This window comes from Nocardia sp. NPDC051463, from assembly GCF_040681975.1.
Taxonomy (GTDB): Bacteria; Actinomycetota; Actinomycetes; order Mycobacteriales; family Mycobacteriaceae; genus Nocardia.
Map to the genome: position 1 here is coordinate 226156 of NZ_JBFBAB010000007.1, position 17855 is coordinate 244010.

Annotated in this window: 16 protein-coding genes; 7 read left to right on the plus strand and 9 right to left on the minus strand. The window is 66.2% G+C overall.

The features are described from left to right. Nucleotides 1-22 precede the first annotated feature (22 nt). Nucleotides 23-241: an MbtH family protein gene (locus AB0M74_RS13210; protein ID WP_364905831.1), complete on the plus strand. Its 219-nt coding sequence runs from the start codon at nt 23-25 to the stop codon at nt 239-241. A 114-nt stretch (nt 242-355) separates the two neighbouring features. Beyond that, nucleotides 356-601: a ribbon-helix-helix domain-containing protein gene (locus tag AB0M74_RS13215; RefSeq protein WP_364905834.1), complete on the plus strand. Its 246-nt coding sequence runs from the start codon at nt 356-358 to the stop codon at nt 599-601. A gap of 63 nt (nt 602-664) precedes the next feature. Here the strand turns inward: AB0M74_RS13215 and AB0M74_RS13220 are convergent, their stop codons facing one another. Further along, a complete protein-coding gene (locus tag AB0M74_RS13220; protein WP_364905836.1) occupies nt 665-2011 on the minus strand; it encodes a helix-turn-helix transcriptional regulator in 1347 nt (448 codons plus the stop codon). A gap of 258 nt (nt 2012-2269) precedes the next feature. On the opposite strand from AB0M74_RS13220, the gene AB0M74_RS13225 reads away from it, so the two are divergent. Further along, nucleotides 2270-2458 (plus strand): hypothetical protein, encoded by a 189-nt coding sequence (locus AB0M74_RS13225; protein ID WP_364905838.1) that lies wholly within the window; start codon nt 2270-2272, stop codon nt 2456-2458. A 93-nt stretch (nt 2459-2551) separates the two neighbouring features. Here the strand turns inward: AB0M74_RS13225 and AB0M74_RS13230 are convergent, their stop codons facing one another. Further along, the gene (locus AB0M74_RS13230; protein WP_364905840.1) at nt 2552-3373 is read right to left on the minus strand and encodes a carboxymuconolactone decarboxylase family protein; all 822 of its coding nucleotides are present in this window, start codon (nt 3371-3373) and stop codon (nt 2552-2554) included. A gap of 126 nt (nt 3374-3499) precedes the next feature. On the opposite strand from AB0M74_RS13230, the gene AB0M74_RS13235 reads away from it, so the two are divergent. Beyond that, nucleotides 3500-4627: a serine hydrolase domain-containing protein gene (locus AB0M74_RS13235; RefSeq protein ID WP_364905841.1), complete on the plus strand. Its 1128-nt coding sequence runs from the start codon at nt 3500-3502 to the stop codon at nt 4625-4627. A 212-nt stretch (nt 4628-4839) separates the two neighbouring features. Next, on the plus strand, nt 4840-5718 hold the full coding sequence (locus AB0M74_RS13240; protein ID WP_364905843.1) for a hypothetical protein: 879 nt from the start codon (nt 4840-4842) through the stop codon (nt 5716-5718). A 219-nt stretch (nt 5719-5937) separates the two neighbouring features. Here the strand turns inward: AB0M74_RS13240 and AB0M74_RS13245 are convergent, their stop codons facing one another. Both AB0M74_RS13245 and AB0M74_RS13250 read right to left on the minus strand, forming a co-directional pair. Continuing rightward, nucleotides 5938-7188, minus strand: a complete 1251-nt coding sequence (locus AB0M74_RS13245; RefSeq protein WP_364905846.1) for a TetR/AcrR family transcriptional regulator — start codon at nt 7186-7188, stop codon at nt 5938-5940. Nucleotides 7189-7404: 216 nt separating this feature from the next. Further along, a complete protein-coding gene (locus tag AB0M74_RS13250) occupies nt 7405-8652 on the minus strand; it encodes a TetR family transcriptional regulator (RefSeq protein ID WP_364905848.1) in 1248 nt (415 codons plus the stop codon). Between the two features lie 119 nt (nt 8653-8771). Between AB0M74_RS13250 and AB0M74_RS13255 the strand changes: the two genes are divergently transcribed. Further along, nucleotides 8772-9506, plus strand: a complete 735-nt coding sequence (locus tag AB0M74_RS13255; RefSeq protein ID WP_364905851.1) for a DJ-1/PfpI family protein — start codon at nt 8772-8774, stop codon at nt 9504-9506. A 457-nt stretch (nt 9507-9963) separates the two neighbouring features. Beyond that, nucleotides 9964-11223 carry a cytochrome P450 gene (locus AB0M74_RS13260; protein ID WP_364905854.1) on the plus strand — a complete coding sequence of 420 codons (1260 nt, stop codon included), beginning with the start codon at nt 9964-9966 and terminating at the stop codon, nt 11221-11223. On the opposite strand, the gene AB0M74_RS13265 is transcribed toward AB0M74_RS13260, so the two are convergent. The 5 genes from AB0M74_RS13265 to AB0M74_RS13285 form a co-directional block, all read right to left on the minus strand. After that, nucleotides 11220-13154 carry an acetoacetate--CoA ligase gene (locus AB0M74_RS13265; RefSeq protein WP_364905857.1) on the minus strand — a complete coding sequence of 645 codons (1935 nt, stop codon included), beginning with the start codon at nt 13152-13154 and terminating at the stop codon, nt 11220-11222. The two genes, AB0M74_RS13260 and AB0M74_RS13265, sit on opposite strands and share 4 nt — an antisense overlap. 64 nt (nt 13155-13218) lie before the next feature. Beyond that, nucleotides 13219-14040: a CoA ester lyase gene (locus tag AB0M74_RS13270; protein WP_364905860.1), complete on the minus strand. Its 822-nt coding sequence runs from the start codon at nt 14038-14040 to the stop codon at nt 13219-13221. Continuing rightward, a complete protein-coding gene (locus AB0M74_RS13275; RefSeq protein ID WP_328406476.1) occupies nt 14037-14531 on the minus strand; it encodes a MaoC family dehydratase in 495 nt (164 codons plus the stop codon). Before AB0M74_RS13275 ends, AB0M74_RS13270 begins: the two co-directional genes overlap by 4 nt. Next, on the minus strand, nt 14528-15688 hold the full coding sequence (locus AB0M74_RS13280) for an acyl-CoA dehydrogenase family protein (protein WP_364905864.1): 1161 nt from the start codon (nt 15686-15688) through the stop codon (nt 14528-14530). Before AB0M74_RS13280 ends, AB0M74_RS13275 begins: the two co-directional genes overlap by 4 nt. A 97-nt stretch (nt 15689-15785) precedes the next feature. Further along, complete coding sequence (locus tag AB0M74_RS13285) at nt 15786-17852, minus strand: biotin carboxylase N-terminal domain-containing protein (protein ID WP_364905867.1); 2067 nt, start codon at nt 17850-17852, stop codon at nt 15786-15788. Nucleotides 17853-17855: the final 3 nt, after the last annotated feature.

Genomic DNA, 17855 nt, shown 5'->3' on the forward strand with positions numbered 1-17855 from the left:
TTCCCACCAGAAAGGTCCCTCGATGAACAACCCGTTCGACGACGATGACGCCCAGTTCTACGTCCTGATCAACGAGGAGGGCGAACACTCGATGTGGCCGATCTTCGCGGCCGTTCCCGGCGGGTGGACCATCGCCTACGGTGCCGCGTCCCGCGCCTCCTGCCTGGAATACGTCGAATCCCACTGGCTCGACATGCGTCCCAATTCGCTGATCGCGGCGATGCACCCCGAAACCAACTGAATAACGGGGCGCGCCGGCCCACATCCCCCTGCCGGCCGGTGCGCCCCGGCAACACATCACACCAATCGGCACGTCATGCATACAGAGTTTGCCCAGGCGAGGATGATAGAAGACATGACAACCCGCCGAATCAGCTTGACACTGCCCGAGGAACTGGTCGCCACCGCCGAACATGCCGTGGCGGCGGGCCATGCCAGTTCGGTGTCCGCCTACATCGCCGATGCCGCCGAAGTCGGCCGGGCGCACGCGCCTTTCGCCGACCTCATGCCGAATTCCAGCGCTACCAAGACGGTCGGCGTGTGGTTGGCAGGCGTCATGCGGGGTAAGCGGCAGCGTGCGGCCCGCAGCAGCGTCGTGTGACGGTCTGTGAACTCGGCGTCCTCTGACGCTGGGATCTGCAGCGTCGTGTGACGCGTCGACCCGTCATGCCCGCGTCCGCGCGGAATCACAGATCAGCCGGGCCTGTTCGCGCCAATCGGATACCGCGCGGCCGCGCTGCCCGGTCAGGGTCGAGTCGAACTGTTCGGCGCGCTTGGTGACCGTCAGGCCGACGTAGGTGTGGCCGTTCGTGATCGCCCGGGTAGCGATCGCACACGCCTCATCGACCTCGCCGGAGCTGAGCAGTGCCGACGCGTGCTCGAATTGAACGAGGGCGGGTTCCATCGTCTCCTGCGGGTCGTACAGCGAAATCGCCCGTGCCGCGGCACTCGCGGTCTCCTCCGCGCGGCCGAGTCGGGAATATCCGATGGCCTGATAGAAGGCGAGTTTTTCCGGGCGAAAAGAAAAGATTCCGACCGGCAGGTCTGCGGGGGCGAAGTCATCGAGTGCGGCGGAAGATTTATTTATGCAATAGGCGAATTGGTCGGCGTCACCAAGACTGGCGTGTGCGCGCGCCGCCATTCCCCATAACCAGGCGACGGCGGGGCCGTGTCCCGGATTTTCTGCGAGACGTGGGTCGAGTAGGTGTAAAACTTCCTTCGGTTTATCGCTGTAGGTGGGCAGGTAGGTGAGGCCGGCCAACGCGATGTCTTCCGAGTAGCGGTCGCCGATGTCCTGCGCGGCATGAATCGCGGTCATATACCACAGCCTGGCCTGGCCGAAATGCCCTTCGTTGAAAAGGATTTCACCGACGATGTTGGCCAGTCGGCCCGCCGTGCGGACCAGCCGAATCTGATGATGGGTGGCCTGTCGCTCGGCGAGACAGCCTCGCACAGTACGGAATTGGTCGAGCGTGGCGTGCAGCAACTCGTAGGGCGGCACCTGTACTACGCGCGTGCCGAGCGTCTGCGCCGACTCCTCCAACAGGCCGAGTCTGCGCTCGCTGATCGATCCGGCATCGAGTGTGGCCAGCATCTTCTCGGGCTCGCTTGCCACGAGATCCGCCGCTCGGCCGGCCAGGCCGGCGCCCACGCAGGCTAATAGTTCACGCCGTCTCACGTCGTTGTCCTCGACTTCCTTGTCGAGCCCAGTTTCCCTACCGAGCTTGGTATTACGAACGAGCGCCGTGCTCGTGTCTTCGGTCTCGCCTGCCGCTGAGCGGTCCGCGAGGATCGCGTGCTCGAACCGTGCGACGACCACTGAATCGGCCTGCGACAGGACCCCGTCGAGTAGGCGCCTGCTTGCGTCGTGCATCCGGGTTGTCCGGCCGTTTTCCCACAGGACCACGGTGCGCGGGGTGACGCCCACCAAGCGCGCGAACTCGTAGCGACTTCGCTTCATCGCCGCGCGGAGAGCGCGTACCTCCTCGCCAGTCCAGTCGACCTCAACCATAGGTCTCGCTCCCTCGCGCCAGGTTGATTCAATCGGAAATTACTCGGATTTACCGGTTTCGGGACTGTTATACGCCGAATCGCAACGCGCACGCTTAGTCGGTACCCGGCATCGGGGGTTATGCCCAAACCCTGTCGGGGCGCCCGCTTTCCGGAAGACCGACGCACGGTCCCGACTCGGTCCGATCCAGCCGAGTCGAGCGCGGTTCCGGCGGTGCCCCTCGGTGTCGGGTGCATTTACTTTTCCTGGAGGTGAAAGATGGACGCATTGCGCTCGGATATCAGGGAATTGTGGCTCGTGCAGAGCCGCGATTGTGCACAGGAACCGATCGGTCTCACTTACGAGAGAGCCCGCTTCGTCCTCGCCGTCCACGCGGGTCACGGCGCGCACTGCCGCCAGTACCTGGCGTCGTCGGCCTACTGCTCCCGCCGCGCCGCCGAGAAATAGGCAGCTGCCGTCGTCGAGGGCTGCGCCGGCCCCTCGTCGCGCGCGCGGGGTGTGGTGTCGGCACCGACATCGGCCGGGGGCGAGAGACGCCGATCAGCTCACTGCGCGGTCGGCGAATACTTTACGTGCCACCGCGATTGCGTTGAGGGCGGCTGGGAAGCCTGCGTAGACCGCCATTTGGGTGATCACTTCGATGGCCTCGGTGGTGGTGCCACCGACGTTGAGTAGGCCGTGGATGTGCACATCCAGTTGGGGCGCGGCGGTGCCGAGGGCGGTGAGCATGGCGACGGTGGTCAGTTCGCGCGTCTTCAGGTCGAGGCCGGGGCGCGAGTAGATGTCGCCGAAAACGAATTCGAGGAGGTAGCGCGCCAGGTCGGGGGCGATGTCCTGCAGCGAGGCGATGACCTGCTCGCCGGCGTGGCCGTCGATCTCCGAAAGCCGGGCGCTGCCACGTTCGAACCGGTCACCGGTCGGGGCGGGCGCGGTGTCGGTCCGCGCTGGAAGGTCGGCGCGGGCTTCGAAAACCGCACGGGCCGCGGTCAGTCCGTTGAGCGCGGCCGGGAACCCCGCGTACACGCTGACGTGGATGAGGGTCTCCACGATATCCTCGCGCGTGCAGCCCACATTCAGCGCGCCGTCGAGGTGGAAGCGCAGCTGTGGCGCCGCATTGCCCATGGCCGCGAGCGCGGCCACCGTGGCGAGCTGACGTTGCGGCAGTGTCAGGCCGGGGCGGGACAGGATATCGCCGTAGCCGAATTCGACGGTCAGCCTGCCGAGGTCCGGTGCGATGTCGGCAAGGCTGTCGACCGCCGCGGGATTCGGGGTGCCACTGATGGTCCGCAAGAAGGCCGAGCCGCGTTCGAAGCGATCATTTTCGCTGGTAGAAGCCGCTGTTGTGGACTGTGTGTTTGTCATGTCCGAACTGTAAAAGCTGGAGCGCACTCCAACGCAAGCCCTTTCTCCGAGGCCGACGTCGAAATCAGGTGAATCTCGGGGTTCGGCCCGGATGTGGCGTTGCGCCGCGACTCCTAACGTCGAGGTATGCGCCTTCTTCCGATCGTGATGGCTACGTTCACGGTTACTCTTCTCGTCGGATGCTCATCGGACCCGAAACCGGCCACGCCAGGGGTGTCCGACAGCCGAAAGCAGGCCGTGCAGGCCGATATCGATCGTATGGTGGAGTCCGGGGTGGCCGGGGCGATCGCCACGGTCACCGAGAATGGTGCGACGGTCATCTTGACCAGCGGTGTCGCCGATCGAGACACTCGCGCGCCGATCCTCGCCGATCCACCGCAGCGGACACGAGTCGGTTCCATCAGCAAGTCGTTCATCGCTTCGGTGGTATTGCAGTTGGTGGCGGAAGACAAGATTCGGCTCGACGAACCGATCGACACCTACCTGCCCGGGATGCTGGTGGGCGACGGCATCGATGGCCGCGCCATCACCGTGCGCCACATACTGCGCCATCAGAGCGGACTGCCCGAATTGACCGACGACCCGCAGATCGACGAGTACCTGGCAGCGCTCGAAGGCCGCACGATGACCCCCGAACAGGAGGTCGCGAGCGCGCTGACCAGGCCGGCGGTGTTCGCGCCCGGCACTCGGTGGGAGTACAGCAATACCAACTACATCGTCGCGGGCATGCTGGTCGAGCGGGTCACCGGCGCGCCGTATACCGAGGAGCTGAACCGGCGCATCCTGCGCCCGCTCGCGCTCGAAGATACTTATCTCCCTGGCCCCGGTGAGCTGGACATCCGCGGGCCGCACCCGAAGGGGTACGCCTCCGTCGACGGGGTGATGACCGACGTGACCAGGATCGAACCCTCGGTGCCGTGGGCCGCGGGCGCGATGGTGTCCACGGGCGCGGATCTCAATCGTTTCTACTCGGAGCTGCTCGCGGGTCGGGTGGTGCCCCCGGCCCAGCTGACCGAGATGCGTGCGGGCGTAGCGACGGGGTCCGAGCTGGCAGGTATGAACTACGGACTCGGCATCGGGTCCACGCATTTGCCTTGTGGCGCAGAGTATGTCGGCCACACCGGCGGGATATTTGGGTTCCTCACGGTTTCCGGCGCCACGCAGGAAGGGCGCGCGATCACCTACGCCTTCACTCAGGTCCCGGAGTCGCGACCCGACATCCCGAGCATGTTGAGCCATGCCCTGTGCCCTTGACCGGACGCTGCCACCGCTGATACCGCCATCGACCGCCGCTACCCCACGTGATAGCCGGATCGAACGCAGTCGAATGGTTGCCGAGGCCCCTATTCGAGCCGCCCTTCGACTACCTTCGCCGAACTATCCGCAGGGTGCTGGTTGTCCACAGGGCTGGTGAGTGTGCTGGTGGGGTGGGATGGGTGGTGGGCGGGAGCGTCGATGCTGGGCGGATGCGGTCTGAGTTGGGACAATTCCGGGACAAGCAGTTCGGCGTGTTCACCGCGCAACAGGTGCGGCGGGAGTACACCCGCGCGGAACTGCGCGCCCGAGTCGACCGACAGGAATGGGTGCGGGTCTTCCAGGGTGTGTATCGCGAGGCGGCCATGCCGCCGACACCCGCGCTACGCGTCGAGGCGGCACGGCTTTCGATGGGCCTGCCGTTCCTCGCGGCCTGCTACGACACCGCAGCCGAGTTGCACGGATTTTCGGTGCTCGACGATCAGCTCACGCACGTGCTGGGCGGCCAAGTGTCGCGATCGCGGCGGCTGATCGTGCACCGCGATCGGATCGACCCCACGGAACTGGAGCTGATCCAGGGCTCGGTGGCCACGAACGCCGCCCGAACCGCGGTAGATGTGGCGCGCACCGCGAACCGAATGGATGCACTGGCAACTCTGGATCTAGCCCTTCGCCGCGGCCTTTCGCGCGCGGAGCTGGCCTTCGAGGTGGCCAAGCAGGTCGGCAGACGCGGCCGTAGGCAAGCCGTCGAACTGATCGAACTGGCCGACCACCGCGCCGAATCCCCCATGGAGTCGCGCACCAGACTGCAATGCATCGACGCAGGCCTGCCGCACCCCGAGCCCCAGGTAGAGGTTCGAACACGAGATGGCCTCCGCCGCATAGATCTGGGCTGGCGCCACTGGCGAATCGGCCTGGAATATCACAGCGCCACCTGGCATTCCGGCCCCGCCGCCGCGCTACGGGACAACCCCCGCCACAACTGGCTGACCACTGACGGCTGGACCATCTACTACGCCGACGCCCCCGACGTCTACCACCACCCAGACCACTTCACCGAACCCATCCGGCATGCGATGTATCGAGGGTAGTCGGTTGGCGGCTCGAATCAGGAGCTCCGGCCGCCATTCGACTACCGCCGATCGAGGCAGAGCTGACCCAGGTCGAGTCGGCCAGACCATCACCAGCAGGGGCACCCAGGGCAAGTAGGCGCCGGGCCGGTTGTGGATGGTGATGCGTTTGGCGAAGGTGGATGGAAAGTGGCTGGTCAACAAGGTGAAATCGCGCTCGCTGCGCGCAGGACGCCGTAATCAGATTGCGGGACGGCCGAACAGAATGAGCTGCATCAGGTGGATCACCCGCCGCCGCGAGCAGACCGGATTGTCGGGACCGAGCCATTGACCGAGGTCGACGACCAGCGCGAGCGCGGCGTGCACGAGCAGTCGCGCCTCGGCCGCGGTGAGCTCGGGACGAACAGCGGCGAGCAGCTTCGCCCACTCTTCGACGTTGAGCCGCTGGATGTTTCGCAGCACTGTGCGAGCCTCTGTCGGCACGTTGCTGATCTCGGCGTAGTAGACGAAGGTCAGGTCGCGCTCGGCGAACGAGCCCGTCACATACAGCTCGATCAGCGTCGTCAGCGCCTGTTCGGGGCTGTCGGATGCGGCGATCGCGGGCCCGATCGCCGCCGAAACCCGGTCCGCGGCACGACGGAACGCGGCGGCGAGGATATCGCCTTTACTGCGGTAGAAGCGGTACACCGCCGACGATGCGGGTAGTCCGGCCGCGTTGGCGATGTCCTCGACACTGACATTCGGATAGCCACGCTCGTGGAACAGTTCGACAGCGCGTTTGAGCAGCAGCTCGTGTTTGAACGTCAGCGGAATCTCGCTCGCCCCAACGGATTCGGTGTCGGTGCTCCGTGGTGGCAGCTCGGAGGTGGTCACCGAACGGCAAGCGGCACGCAACAGCGTGGTCAGCGGACGAACCGGCACCGAGACATGGTGATCGGAGATGCTGCCGATCACGCTCATGGCGGCGGCCGCGAGCACCGCTCGGTCCGCACCGTCCAATTCCGGACGTGTTTCGGCGAGCAGTGCCCGAACCACCGCATCGGTGGCCGTGAGTTGGTCGATCAGGATCTGGCGATCGGCATCCTCGAGGTAGCGGTTCTGCCAGCGCAACAGAGCGGCGCTGCGCCGATTCGCGATGGATGCCGCGATCAGGGCGTCGAGGATGTGGCCGAGACGTTCCTCGGCGGGCCGCTCGCGCAGCTGCGCGGGCAACGTCACGGCTTCTTCACTGAGTCCGCCCAGGCGCAGCGCCTCCTCCCGGAACAGCGCGTACTTGCTCGGGTAGTGCCGGTAGAGCGCGGTGGAGCTGATGTCGAGCCGGGAGGCGATGTCCTCCATGCTCACGCCGTGGTACCCGAAGGATCCGAATGCCTCCGCGGACGCCGCCGCGATCTGTGCCCGCCGGTCGCGCGGACGCCGCCGCACCGCGCGTGCGGAGCCGCCCGCGCCTGCGGCCACTTTCCGCGCAGTGCGGCGATCCTGGGCATCCATGCCGCGATGGTAGCCCAGTCGGATGCTTGGTATTCGCAGCTCTTCTGGCCTGTGATCGAATTGAATCGAAGATTACAAATTATCGTCGATACCGGCTTCTACATCGAGTATCTATTGCCAGCAGTATCAGAATTATTGATAACTTCATTGGCCGATCGGTATGGCATTCTGCCCACGTTTGGGGAGGATGCGGGACCCGCCCACGATGCGGGCGGACTACGCCCGCGCGGGACGCCCGAAGAGGACGAGTTGCATGAGCAGGGCCACCCGGGCCGGCGATGCGATCGGCTCGGTGCCGAAGGAGCGGCCGAGATCGACCACCAATGCGAACGCCGCATGAACAAGGAAGCGGGACGCCGCGGGCGACAGTTCTCCGCGCACCTCACGCACCAGCCTGGCCCATTCCTCCACACTGAGCCGCTGAATATTTCTCAGCACCGCTCGCTCGTCGGCCGGAACATGCTGGAATTCTGTGTAATACACGAACGTCAGCGCACGCTCGGCGAACGAGCCTTCCACGTACTGCTCTATCAGCGCGGTGATGGCTGCTTCGGAATCGGGTGCCGCGGCGACCGCGGGCCCGATCGCACCCGAAACCCGGTCGGCGGCGCGCCGAAACGCGGCGGCCAGCAGGTCGCTCTTGCCCCGGTAGAAGCGATACACCGCGGAAGCCGCCGAAAGTTCTGCGGCAGTGGCGATCTCCTCGACGCTGACATTCGGGTAGCCGCGATCGTGGAAGAGCTCGACAGCCTTGCGCAGCAGCAGCTCGTGTTTGAACGAATCCGGGATCTCCACCGCGGGCACCGGGTCCACCGCCGCCTGCTCGGGCGGCAGTTCCGCGGTGCTGATCGCCAGACTGGCCGAATTCAACAGGCGTGCAAGAGATTTCGACGGCAAAGTGGCGTGATGGTCGGCAATGCTGGTGATTGCGCTCAACATGGCCGCGCGCAGCACTCTGACGTCGTTGTCGCTGAGCGTGGGTCGCACTGCCGCGAGCTGATCGCCGAGCGCGCCGACGACGGTCAGCTGCTGTTCGGTGAGCACCTCGAGGTCCTCCGGTTCGAGGTAGCGCCCTTCCCAGCGGACCAGCGTGACCGTGGCGCGGTTCTCGATCGTCACGGCGATCAGCGAATCGAGCACCTCGCGCAGCCGCTGCCCGGGCGAGGAGTCCGCGGCCGTGTCCGGCAACTCGACGGACTGGGTCATCGCGGTGCCCACTCGCAGCAGTTCCTCCCGGAACAGCGCGTACTTGCTCGGATAGTGCCGGTACAGCGCCGCCGAGCTGATGCCGAGCCCCGAGGCGATGTCCTCCATGCTTACGCCGTGATACCCCAGCGCGCCGAAGGCCGCCGCCGATGCCGCGGCGATCTGAGCGCGCCGATTCTTCGGTCGACGCCGGATCTCGCGTGGTGCCGGGTCGCCGTTGACCGCCTTGCGCGCCGTACGGCGATTGTCGACACTCATGCCGACAATGGTAACGACCTGGCGGTCCGCATGATTTCCCCAGGTCGCGGTCCGACATCAGGCCCAGTGAACGCCAATGGTTTAACGTTTGATTTCTGCTTGATGTGGGAGGCTGGGCAATGAGTGCTCAACAAATCGCGATCGTTCTCTATCCGGGAATGACCGCGCTGGACGCGATCGGGCCGTACGAAGTGCTGCGGTTCGCGCCCGGCACCGAGATCAGGTTCGTCGGACACGAGCCGGGCCCGGTGATCACCGACAGCGGAGTACTCGCCCTCGGCGTGACGCATACCTTCGAGGAAACTCCCGCACCCCAGATCATCGTGATTCCCGGCGGTCCCGCCGCCACTGCCATCGCCAGCGACAAACGTGTTCTCTCCTGGTTGGAGCAGGCGCACGAAACCACCACGTGGACCACTTCGGTGTGCACCGGCGCGCTGGTCCTCGCCGCCGCGGGCCTGCTCGACGGAATACCCGCCACCACCCACTGGGCCGCACAGGGCGCACTCGGCCTGCTGGGCGCCAAACCCCAGCGCGACCAGCGCATCGTGCACGCGGACCGCATCGTCACCGCGGCGGGCGTTGCGGCAGGCATCGACCTCGCCCTCTGGTTGGTCGGTGAAACCCACGGCCGCGAACGCGCCGAAATCATCCAGCTCGACATCGAATACGACCCACAGCCGCCTTTCGACGCGGGCCACCCGAGCAAGGCCTCGGCCGTGGTGTGCCGCAAGGCGTTGGCCGATCAGGCCAGGATGGCCCCGGCCCTGCGGCGCAGCGAATCCTTCGTCCTGACCATCACCGGAGCTCAAAAAGCATTGTGGCGCAGCACAATTCGTCGAATCCGCAGCTGACGTCTCATGATGGATCGCGGTGCCCGTCGGACCCGCGGACTTGGCCTCGTAGTAGCCGACCTGATCGCAAAGGCAATTCCGGCGGAGCCGATATACGGCGCCTGAGCATTGACCGGAGGACCACCCCGGCTACGCGCTCACGCTGACTTCGAAACAGTGCGCGGACCGCCCCGTCCCAGATGCGCGGCGCCCACATGAGGTGCCGCGCACCCCGGATATATAGCCCACCCGAGGTGTACCGAGACCCCACTCACCCGACTTCAGCGCTGAGCGTAGTCGAAAGGCGGTTCTTACCCCTGCCTCCAGCCGCCACTTCACTACGCCCGAGAAAAGATTCCCAAAGATGGCAAAACAGTTGGCGCGCAAGATCTCATGGCTCTGCAATGATCGCCGCGTAGGGGCGGTCGACTGATACGCTGCGGCCCGTCCGGTTTCGAGCGTGACGAGGAGCCATCCGGTGAGTGCATCGCAATCGAACGCCCAGGGCGCCACCTGTCCGGTCCCGCATCTCGACTCACCGGTGACATCAGATAGTGAACGCGTCGCGCTGTACGCCCCGGAGTTCGCCACCGATCCGCATAACGCCTATCGGGCATTGCGCGATCGCTATGGCTCGATGGTGCCGGTAGACGTCGCCCCTGGCGTGCCTGCCACTTTGGTGATCAGCTACCGGACCGCGGTACGGATCTTGCACGATCCGGAACGGTTCCCGGCCGATCCGCGCACCTGGGAGCGCGACCTCCCCGCAGACTGCCCGGTACTGCCGGTGATGGGGTGGCGTCCGAACGCGCAGCACAGTGCCGGCCTCGAACACCACCGCTACCGGCAGGTCAACACGGCCAGTCTCGACGCGGTCGATCGGCACGCCATGCACGCCACCGTCGAGCAGATCGCCGTGCCGCTGATCGACAGCTTCTGCGAAACCGGTACCGCTGACCTGATCAGCCAATACGCCTTTCCGCTCGTTTTCGAGGCCGTCAATGCCATGCTCGGCTGCCCGCCGGAAATCGGCCGCCGGATCGCGGCGGGCATCGCTGTTGTCATCGAGAGCGTCGACTCCGCGGAGGGCAATGCGATGCTCGCCGAGGCGCTGATGGAGCTGGTCTTGCTCAAACGTGAACAGCCGGGTGACGATGTCACTTCACGGGTGCTACAACATTCGGCCGCACTCGATGATACGGAGGCGCTGCATCAGCTCGCCGCCCTCTACGGCGCGGGGATCGAACCGCTGCAGAATCTGGTTGTCAAAACCATGCTGCTGATCCTGGTCGACGAACGGTTCGCTGGTGATGTCCTGGACGGCAGATTGTCGACTCGCGATGCCCTCGACGAGGTCTTGTTCAACGACCCGCCGCTGGCGAATATGTGCTTCACCTATCCACGGCAGCCGATTCTGATCGACGGGGTCTGGCTGCCCGCCCATCAGCCGGTCGTCATCAGCATTGCCGCCTGCAATGACGACCCCGCGGTGAATACCGGCGACCGGGTGGGCAACCGCTCGCATCTGGCCTGGAGCATCGGACCGCACGCCTGTCCGGCCCAGTCGGTGGGCTACCAGATCGCTGAGGACGCCATCGACCAGCTACTCGACGCATTGCCGGAGCTCGGACTGGCCATCCCCGTTGACGAATTGGTATGGCGGCCAGGGCCGTTTTACCGCGCCCTGGCCGCGCTGCCGGTCACGTTTCCCCCGTCGTCGGCGTCGACGACGCTCTAACGCAGCGCCGCGTACCAATCGAGCAGGTCAGGGTTGTCGACGGCGCTGCGCTCGACGACGCGAGCCGGGTCCGCGCCCTGGAAGAGCTTCTTGATCGGGACCTCGAGCTTCTTCCCGGTACGGGTGTGTGGAATACCCGGGGCGACAAGGATTTCGTCCGGTACGTGACGTGGCGAGACCTCGGTGCGGATGGTGGTGTTGATGCGGGTCTTCAGCTCGTCGGTGAGTTCGGTGCCCGGCGTGAGGACCACGAATAGCGGCATCCAGTAGCCGCCGTCGGGTTGTTCGGCCCCGATGACCAGCGCCTCGGTGATTTCGGGAAGACGCTCGACGGCCTGGTAGATGTCGGCGCTGCCCATGCGAATCCCGTGCCGGTTGAGGGTGGAGTCGGAGCGGCCGTGCACGATGACGCTGCCGCGGTCGGTGATGGTAATCCAGTCACCGTGCCGCCAGACACCGGGGAACATGTCGAAATAGGCATCGTGGTAACGGGTTCCGTCGGGGTCGTTCCAGAAGCGCACCGGCATGGAGGGCATCGGCTTGGTGACGACGAGCTCGCCGACCTCGTCGCGCACGGGGTTGCCGTCGGTGTCGAAAGCATCCAGCGCTACGCCCAGGTAAGGCGCGGAGAGTTCGCCTGGCCAGGTGGGGACGGTGCGTGCGCCGCCGATGAAGGCGGAGACCACATCGGTGCCGCCGCTGATCGAGGCGACCTGTACGTGTGCACCGACGTTGTCGCCCAACCAGACTGCCGACGAGGGCGGCAGCGACGAACCGGTGATGCCGACCTGGCGCAGCGCGGACAGGTCGTGATCGGTGCGTGGCACCGCGCCCGCCTTGATGCAGGCGAGCACGTAGCCGGGACTGGTGCCCAGCACTGTCGCGCCCACCTGGGCGGCGTTGTGCCACAACGCATCCGGGGTGGGGTAGGTGGGGCTGCCGTCGTAGCAGACGATGGTCGCGCCGACGAGCAGGCCGGCGATCTGGAAGTTCCACATCATCCAGCTCGGACTCGTGTACCAGAAGAAGGTGTCGTCTGTTCCGATATCTGCTTGCAGCGCAATAGCTTTGAGATGCTCGAGTAGCACGCCACCGTGGCCGTGCACGATGCCCTTCGGCAGCCCTGTGGTGCCCGAGGAGAACACGATCCACAGCGGGTGGTCGAAGTCGACGGCCGCGGTCTCGATGATGGCAGCGGTGGTCTCGGCATTGGCGGTCGCCTCGCGCCAGGACAGCGTGTCGGCGACCTCGAGGCCCAGCTGCGAGACGGCCACGGTGGCCTTCAGCGAGCCGAGTCCGGTCTGGAGTGCGGCGATGTCATCGCGCTTGTCATGGGCCTTGCCGCCGAACCGGTAGCCATCGGCCGTGACGAGCACCGTAGGTTCCAGCTGGCCGAGCCGATCCAGCGCGGCCTTGGGCGAATAGTCCTGCCCGCAGGCGCTCCACACCGCGCCGATGCTGGCGGTCGCCAGGAACGCGATCACTGCCTCCGGGATGTTCGGCAGGTATCCGGCCACTCGGTCTCCGGCCCGCACGCCCAGTGAGCGCAGAGTGCGTGCGAATGCCGCAGTGCCGTCGATCAATTCGGTCCAGGACACCTCACGCAGCGGGCCGTCCTCGGTGACCTGGACGATGGCGGGCCGGTCGGTGCGGAACCGGCGTACCACCTGGTCGACATAGTTCAGCCGCGTGTCGGGAAACCACCGTGCACCGGGCATTTCGGCGCTCGCGAGCACCTCGCCGCCGATCTGGCCCAGCTCGAAGTAGTCCCACACGGCATGCCAGAAACCGGTCAGGTCATCGACCGACCACTGCCATAGCGCGCGGTAGTCCGCGGCGGCGACGCCGGTTCGGGCTTCGGCGAATCGCGCGAAGTCGGTGATCCTGGCGTCGGCGATATCGCGTTCGGTGGGCTCCCATTGTGGTTGCACCGCACTACCTCCTGCTCGGGAACTTGCTTATCTCAGCCAATCGGTGTGTGGCCGCAGGGCACTCTCAGCCGCGCGTGACACGGTCGGCGCGCCGCACAATCTGCTCAGCATGCCGTAGGACGGGAGCGTCGACCATGCGACCTTCGAAGGCGAACACGCCTCGATGTTTCGGCACCTCGTCGAGTACCCGACGCGCCCAATCCACCTCGTCGGGCGCCGGCGCATAGGCCTTCCGGATGACAGGAACCTGGCTCGGATGGATGGCCACCTTCGCGTCGAAACCGACCGCGACCGCATCCAGCGATTCCGCCCGCAACCCGTCGAGATCGCGGAAATTCAGGTACACCGAGTCGAGGGCGAACTTTCCGTGCGCCTTGGCCGCGAGCAGCGAGGCGGACCGAACATGCCGTGCCACATCGCGATAACTGCCGTCGGCATACCTGCTCGAGTTCCCGCCGAGCCCGGCGACCAGATCCTCGGCTCCCCACATCACGCCGATCGTATTGCGCGCCATCGCCGCCCTGCCGACCACGAGCGCGCCGAGCGGCGATTCGATCAGCGCGATCACTTCGTACTCCGACAGCGCGGTGAGTTGTTCGGCGGATTCGCACTTGGGCAGCATGATCCGTCGATATCCGGTGTGGTGCAGTGCCTCGAGGTCCAAGTCGTGGTCCTCGGTGCCGACGGCATTGATGCGCACGACGGTGGTCTCGGGATCGAGCGGGGTGTCGGCCAGCGCCTTGCGGGCCGCCGTCTTGTCACCGGCCGCCACGCCGTCCTCGAGGTCGAGGATCACCACATCGGCCGCGGCCGCGGCCTTTTCGTAGCGTTCGGGGCGATCGGCCGGGCAGAACAGCCATGCGGGACCCGCCATCTCCCAGCTCATGCGCGGCTCGGATCTTTGCGGACCAGCGTCTTGCGCACCGCCGTCGCGACGATATCGCCGTGCTGATTGCGTGCGGTGTGCGCGAAGGTGGCAATGCCCTCACCGGGGCGGCTCTTGGACTCCCGCTTGTCGGTGACCACGGTTTCGGCGTACATGGTGTCGCCGTGGAACAGCGGCTTCGGGAAGGCGATCTCGGAGAAGCCGAGGTTGGCGACGATGGTGCCCTGCGTCAGCTGCGCGACCGACAGGCCGACCAAGGTGGAGAGGGTGAACATCGAATTCACCAGGCGCTGGTGGAACGGCGGCAGCTGCTCGCTGAACGCCGCATCCAGGTGCAGCGCCTGGGTGTTCATCGTCAGCGTGGTGAACAGGACATTGTCGGCCTCGGTGATGGTGCGGCCCGGCCGGTGCTCGTACACCACGTCGGTCTCCAACTCCTCGAACCACAGGCCACGCTGCACAATCCTGCGCGGCTGCGCCGGTGCGTTCACAGCCCCAACTCCCGCCCGATCAGCATCAACTGCACCTCCGTTGTGCCCTCGCCGATCTCGAGGATCTTGCTGTCGCGATAGTGCCTCGCCACAGCGTATTCGTTCATGAACCCGTAGCCGCCGAAGATCTGAGTGGCGTCGCGGGCGTTGTCCATAGCCGCCTCGCTGGCCACCAGCTTCGCGATCGCGGCCTGCTTCTTGAACGGCTTGCCCGCGAGCATCAGTGCGGCCGCGTCGTAGTAGGCGGTGCGCGCGGCGTGCGCCCGCGCCTCCATGCGGGCGATCTTGAAGGCAATGGCCTGATTGCGGCCGATGGGCCTGCCGAAGGCTTCGCGGTCCTTCGCGTAGCGCACGCTTTCGTCGACGCAGCCCTGCGCGGCGCCGACCGAAAGCGCGGCGATGGCGATGCGGCCCTCGTCCAGGATGCGCAGGAAGTTCGCGTAGCCGCGGCCGCGTTCGCCGAGCAGGTTCTCCGCGGGCACCCGCACGTCGGTGAAGCTCAGCGGGTGGGTGTCGGAGGCATTCCAGCCCACCTTGTTGTAGGCGGGCTCGGCGACGAAGCCCGGGGTGGTGGCCGGCACCAGGATGGTGGAGATCTCCTTCTTGCCACCCGACTGGCCGGTCACCGCGGTGACCGTCACCAGCTTGGTGATGTCGGTGCCGGAGTTGGTGATGAACTGCTTGCTGCCGTTGATGATCCATTCACCGCTGTCGAGCGTGGCGGTGGTGCGGGTGCCGCCCGCATCGCTGCCCGCGCCGGGTTCGGTCAGCCCGAACGCGGCAAGGGCGCGGCCACTGGTCAGCTGCGGCAACCATTCCTGTTTCTGCTCGTCGTTGCCGAAGCGGTAGATGGGCATCGCCCCGAGCGACACTCCCGCCTCGAGGGTGATGGCCACACTCTGATCGACCTTGCCGAGTTCTTCCAGAGCCAGGCACAGCGCGAAGTAGTCGCCGCCCATGCCGCCGAACTCCTCGGGGAACGGCAGGCCGAACAGGCCCATCTCCGCCATGCCCGCGACCACCTTGTACGGGAAGGTGTGGTTCGCATCGTGTTCTGCCGCCACCGGCGCCACCACCGACTGCGCAAAATCACGCACGGTCATGGCGAGGTCGCGGTAGTCGTCGGGCAGTGTGCCCGTGGACAGGAAGTCGGTCATCGGGTGTTCGGCGCGGTGTCTGCCTCGTTCCGGAGGGAGAGAGCAAGCGCCATCCTCCTTTCAGAGGTTCGGTCGCGAGAATGTGTCGGTGTGCTGATCAGGGTGTCGAGTCAGCGGTATTCGTCTCGGTAGGCGCGGCGGGCGCCGCCTCGGTCGGTGCCGCGATGACGCGCGCGAGGGGCTGGCCGAGTCGAACCTGGTTGCCCGGCTCGACAAGCAGTTCGACGATGCCCGCGATCGGCGCGGTGAGCGAATGCTCCATCTTCATCGCCTCCACGACCACCACCGGTGCTCCGGCGGCCACGACGGCGCCGGAGCGGACCGGCGCCGCGATCACCGACCCCGGCATGGGGCTGACGATCTCGGCGTCGCCGACATGTTCATCGCCGCCGCGGACCTTGACCTCGGCCAACTCCCGCAGCGCGGTGACGCCGCCGGGTCCGGCCACCCAGAGCTGTTCGTCGTGTTCGGCGACGCGGTATTCGCGCCGCAGACCAGCCAGTGTGAGGGTGAGAGCACCGGCCGTTGCCGAGCTCCGCGCGACGAAAGCAGCGGACAGCGCGGCCGGTTCGCCGTCACCGACCCGCACGACCGCCGCATCCGGAGTCCCGCTCAGGTACACGTGCTCGATGCGATCGCCACCGGCCAGGCGGATCGGCGTGGGTGCGGCAGCCCCGATCCGCCACCCCGAGGGCACCGCCCATGGGTCGCCGGCAGTGCTGGGCCAGCGCCGCAGCCAGTGATAGGTCGCGGCCGCGATGAGGTCGTCATCGGTGACCGGCGCGGGGCGGAAGTCGGTGACCCGGCGATCGAGCAATCCGGTGTCGAGCTTGCCCGCGACCACATCCGGGTCGGCCAGCAGAAAGCGCAGGAACTCGATATTGCTCGTCACGCCGAGCAGCACCGTATCGGCAAGTGCCCGATCCAGTTTCGCGAGTGCCGCACCTCTGTCGTTGCCGTGTGCGATGACCTTCGACAGCATCGGGTCGTAGTCGCTACCGACCACCGTACCGATCCGCAGCCCCGAATCCACCCGTACGCCATGGCCTTGCGGCTCCGACAGATCGAGCACGGTGCCGCCGGTCGGCAGGAATCCGCGGCCAGGGTCTTCGGCGTACACCCTGGCCTCGATCGCATGCCCGACGAGCCGGATCTCGTCCTGCTCGACCATGAGTTTCTGTCCGGCCGCGATGCGCACCTGGCATTCCACCAGGTCGACGCCGGTGACCAGCTCGGTGACCGGATGTTCCACCTGCAGACGGGTATTCATCTCCATGAAGAAGAATTCGTCCGGCCGGTCGGCGGAGACGATGAATTCGACAGTGCCCGCGCCGACATAGTTCACGCTGCGCGCCGTGTTGCAGGCGGCGGCGCCGATACGGGCGCGTGTTTGCGCGTCGAGTAGTGGTGAAGGGGCCTCCTCGACCACTTTCTGATGGCGGCGTTGCAGGCTGCATTCTCGTTCGCCGAGATGGATCACGTGGCCGAACTGGTCGGCGAGGATCTGCACCTCGATGTGCCGCGGTCGCGTGACGAACCGTTCCAGGAACAGGGTGTCGTCGCCGAATGCCGCACCGGCTTCGCGGCGCGCACTCGCCAGCGCGCCCGGAAGCTCTTGGGGTGCTTCGACCAGGCGCATGCCCTTGCCTCCGCCACCGGCCGACGGCTTGACCAGCACCGGATATCCGATATCCGTGGCCGCGACGATGAGTTCCTCGTCGGTGAGGCCGGGCTTGGCGATACCGGGCACCACCGGCACGTCGAAGGCCGCGACGGTGTTCTTGGCCGCGATCTTGTCGCCCATGATTTCGATGGCCCGGGCGGGCGGTCCGAGGAAGACGATGCCCGCCTCGGCCAGCGCCGCGGCGAAGGCGGCATTCTCCGAAAGGAATCCGTATCCGGGGTGCACGGCCTGTGCTCCGGTGCGCACGGCGGCCGCCACCACCTTGTCGATGGCGAGATAACTCGCCCTGGCCGGGGCCGGACCGAGTCGCACCGCGACATCGGCCTCGTGCACATGCCTGGCGTCGGCGTCGGCGTCGCTGTACACCGCGACGGAGCGAATTCCCAAGGTACGCAAGGTACGCATGACCCGCACCGCGATCTCGCCGCGATTGGCCACGAGCACAGTGTCGAATTCGATGGGATGAGAATTGTTCAGCATCGC

Excerpts from the sequence above, each read along its gene's own strand:
- AB0M74_RS13210 (WP_364905831.1), top strand. The coding sequence starts at position 23 with ATGAACAACCCGTTCGACGACGATGACGCCCAGTTCTACGTCCTGATC.
- AB0M74_RS13215 (WP_364905834.1), top strand. The coding sequence starts at position 356 with ATGACAACCCGCCGAATCAGCTTGACACTGCCCGAGGAACTGGTCGCC.
- AB0M74_RS13220 (WP_364905836.1), bottom strand. The coding sequence starts at position 2,011 with ATGGTTGAGGTCGACTGGACTGGCGAGGAGGTACGCGCTCTCCGCGCG.
- AB0M74_RS13225 (WP_364905838.1), top strand. The coding sequence starts at position 2,270 with ATGGACGCATTGCGCTCGGATATCAGGGAATTGTGGCTCGTGCAGAGC.
- AB0M74_RS13230 (WP_364905840.1), bottom strand. The coding sequence starts at position 3,373 with ATGACAAACACACAGTCCACAACAGCGGCTTCTACCAGCGAAAATGAT.
- AB0M74_RS13235 (WP_364905841.1), top strand. The coding sequence starts at position 3,500 with ATGCGCCTTCTTCCGATCGTGATGGCTACGTTCACGGTTACTCTTCTC.
- AB0M74_RS13240 (WP_364905843.1), top strand. The coding sequence starts at position 4,840 with ATGCGGTCTGAGTTGGGACAATTCCGGGACAAGCAGTTCGGCGTGTTC.
- AB0M74_RS13245 (WP_364905846.1), bottom strand. The coding sequence starts at position 7,188 with ATGGATGCCCAGGATCGCCGCACTGCGCGGAAAGTGGCCGCAGGCGCG.
- AB0M74_RS13250 (WP_364905848.1), bottom strand. The coding sequence starts at position 8,652 with ATGAGTGTCGACAATCGCCGTACGGCGCGCAAGGCGGTCAACGGCGAC.
- AB0M74_RS13255 (WP_364905851.1), top strand. The coding sequence starts at position 8,772 with ATGAGTGCTCAACAAATCGCGATCGTTCTCTATCCGGGAATGACCGCG.
- AB0M74_RS13270 (WP_364905860.1), bottom strand. The coding sequence starts at position 14,040 with ATGAGCTGGGAGATGGCGGGTCCCGCATGGCTGTTCTGCCCGGCCGAT.
- AB0M74_RS13280 (WP_364905864.1), bottom strand. The coding sequence starts at position 15,688 with ATGACCGACTTCCTGTCCACGGGCACACTGCCCGACGACTACCGCGAC.
- AB0M74_RS13285 (WP_364905867.1), bottom strand. The coding sequence starts at position 17,852 with ATGCTGAACAATTCTCATCCCATCGAATTCGACACTGTGCTCGTGGCC.